The organism is Desulfonatronospira sp. MSAO_Bac3, from assembly GCF_003838035.1.
GTDB classification, from domain to species: domain Bacteria; phylum Desulfobacterota; class Desulfovibrionia; order Desulfovibrionales; family Desulfonatronovibrionaceae; genus Desulfonatronospira; species Desulfonatronospira thiodismutans.
This window is the reverse complement of the sequence record NZ_QYZY01000066.1, coordinates 1-2,047: the sequence shown is the minus strand read 5'-3', so window position 1 is coordinate 2,047 and position 2,047 is coordinate 1. Positions and strand designations below refer to the sequence as shown.

The following is a 2,047-nucleotide window of genomic DNA, read 5'->3' as shown; positions in this document are numbered from 1 at the left end:
TATTAAGATACGCCTCCTCATAATTGCTTGATTTCCTTGCCAAAAGAAAAAACTCCTCGTTTCCGGAAAGAAAACCAATAGCTTCAACATCCGGAAAGAAAGACTTTCCGGATGGAAACTAATGAGTTCGAAGTGACTGTTCAACTGCACTCAATGTGAGGCAGGACGAGTAATGCTTTGCCCTCATGCTGGTCTGCGGTTTTCAAGACCGCCGCCTTCAGCCACTCGGCCATCCCTCCGCATGATAAACAGACACAGGACGTGTCTAAGGTGTGAGTCAATATCCGGCCCGCTGACTTTCAGGCCCTGGATATTGCTTTATATCTGTTGATACTTATAATAAGCACACAGCTTCTGTCAACAAAACCAGTGGAGGCTGAACCCTGAATCTTGACTTAAAAAAACAAACAACCCAAAACACACCCTGGCTTTTTTCGACAAATTCACCCTGCCGAATATTTGGTTGGCAGGTACTCCTGGCAAAGGAACTTGAAAAAAGGAACTGAAGGGCTTATTTACGGGCCTGGACGATAAGAATTATGGAGGCTGTCATGCAGACACACAACACCATTGAACAGAGGTTTCTCCAGGAAATCAAGGGCCTGGACCAGGATGAAGTCGAAAAAATAATCAAAATGGTCCGCTTTATGAAATCAGAATTTCTCAAGGCAAAACAGAAAAATACCAGGCCGGACCTAATGAAATATGCCGGATTTCTCAACGATCTTTCCTCTGATGAAAACGAGCTGTTCAATCAGGCTGTTCAGAGAAAGAGTATGTTCAAAGGGCGGGAACTGGAGTTATGAAAAAAGCCCTGTTGGATATAGATTTTTTCGCTGACACCCCATAGCATAACCTGCCACCAACCTCTTGTCATTGGTTATTAAAGATCCCGGCTCAACCGTCCTATACTTTCAAGACACAAAATACATGATCTATGTCAACGAAACATGTAAAGAATGAAAAAGATATCATGACCCACAAGGAAATCGATCAATACCATGCTCTGGCCCTTTTTTCCGGGGGGCTGGATTCCATATTGTCCATCAAGACTATCCAGGAGCAGGGTCTAAAGGTCCTGGGTCTGCACTTCTGCTCCCCCTTTTTCGGGAACCCGCAGAAGCTGGAGCACTGGGAGAAGGTGTACGGCCTGGATCTGCTGGCCCTGGACGTATCCCGGGAGTATGTGCAAATGCTTTGCAGCGGGCCGGAATTCGGCCTGGGAAAGCTGCTCAACCCATGTATTGACTGCAAGATCTTTATGCTTCAGAAGACGAGAGACCTGCTGGATAAATACGGGGCCGAGTTTGTCATTTCCGGTGAAGTACTGGGTCAGCGTCCCATGTCCCAGCGAAGGGACGCCCTGTTTGTCATCCTCAAGGAAGCCGGGTTAAAGGACCTGCTTTTAAGGCCCCTTTCAGCCAGGCACCTGCCGCCGACCAGGGCCGAGAGAGAAGGCCTGGTGGACCGCGGGCAGCTGCAGGCCATCTCCGGCAGGGGGCGCAAGGAGCAGATGGCCCTGGCCAGAAAATACAACATTACCGAGATCCCCACTCCAGCTGGGGGATGCCGCCTGACAGACCAGGAATCATGCAAGAGATACCTGCCCCTTCTGCAGCATCTCAGGCCCGGGCCGGAGGATTTTGTCCTGGCCAACCAGGGCCGGCAGTTCTGGTGTGAATCCTACTGGATGACCATCGGCCGGGACAAGCAGGACAACGAGCGCATACAGGAAATGGTCCGGGATGATGACTATATGTTCTGGCTCAAGATGCATCCAGGCCCCACCGGCCTGGGAAGGAATATAACCGGCTCGCCCTGGCCCGGTAAAGTCCTGCAGAGCGCTGCAGCCCTGGTGGGACATTACTCCCCCAGGGCCAGGAAATGCCTGCGCAGGGTAGACGTGACTGTGCAGCACAAAGGAGAGCAGACAGAGCTTTCAGTGTGGCCCGGACCGGACCTGGAAGGGCTTACCTGGGCCGAGCCGGTGTGGGATCAGGATGCGGCCAGGGGGCTTTTTGCAGTTTAATCCTGCACCAGTGTCACG

At 51.3% G+C, this 2,047-nt stretch carries 2 protein-coding genes; both read left to right on the top strand.

Translation table 11 applies throughout. The features are described 5' to 3' along the window. Positions 1 to 551: 551 nt before the first annotated feature. Positions 552 to 806 (top strand): hypothetical protein, encoded by a 255-nt coding sequence (locus tag D5S03_RS02415; protein ID WP_287042580.1) that lies wholly within the window; start codon positions 552 to 554, stop codon positions 804 to 806. A 167-nt stretch (positions 807 to 973) separates the two neighbouring features. After that, positions 974 to 2,029, top strand: coding sequence for a tRNA(5-methylaminomethyl-2-thiouridylate) methyltransferase (locus tag D5S03_RS02410; RefSeq protein ID WP_287042579.1), 1,056 nt, complete (start codon positions 974 to 976; stop codon positions 2,027 to 2,029). Positions 2,030 to 2,047: the final 18 nt, after the last annotated feature.

Excerpts from the sequence above, each read along its gene's own strand:
- D5S03_RS02415 (WP_287042580.1), top strand. The coding sequence starts at position 552 with ATGCAGACACACAACACCATTGAACAGAGGTTTCTCCAGGAAATCAAG.
- D5S03_RS02410 (WP_287042579.1), top strand. The coding sequence starts at position 974 with ATGACCCACAAGGAAATCGATCAATACCATGCTCTGGCCCTTTTTTCC.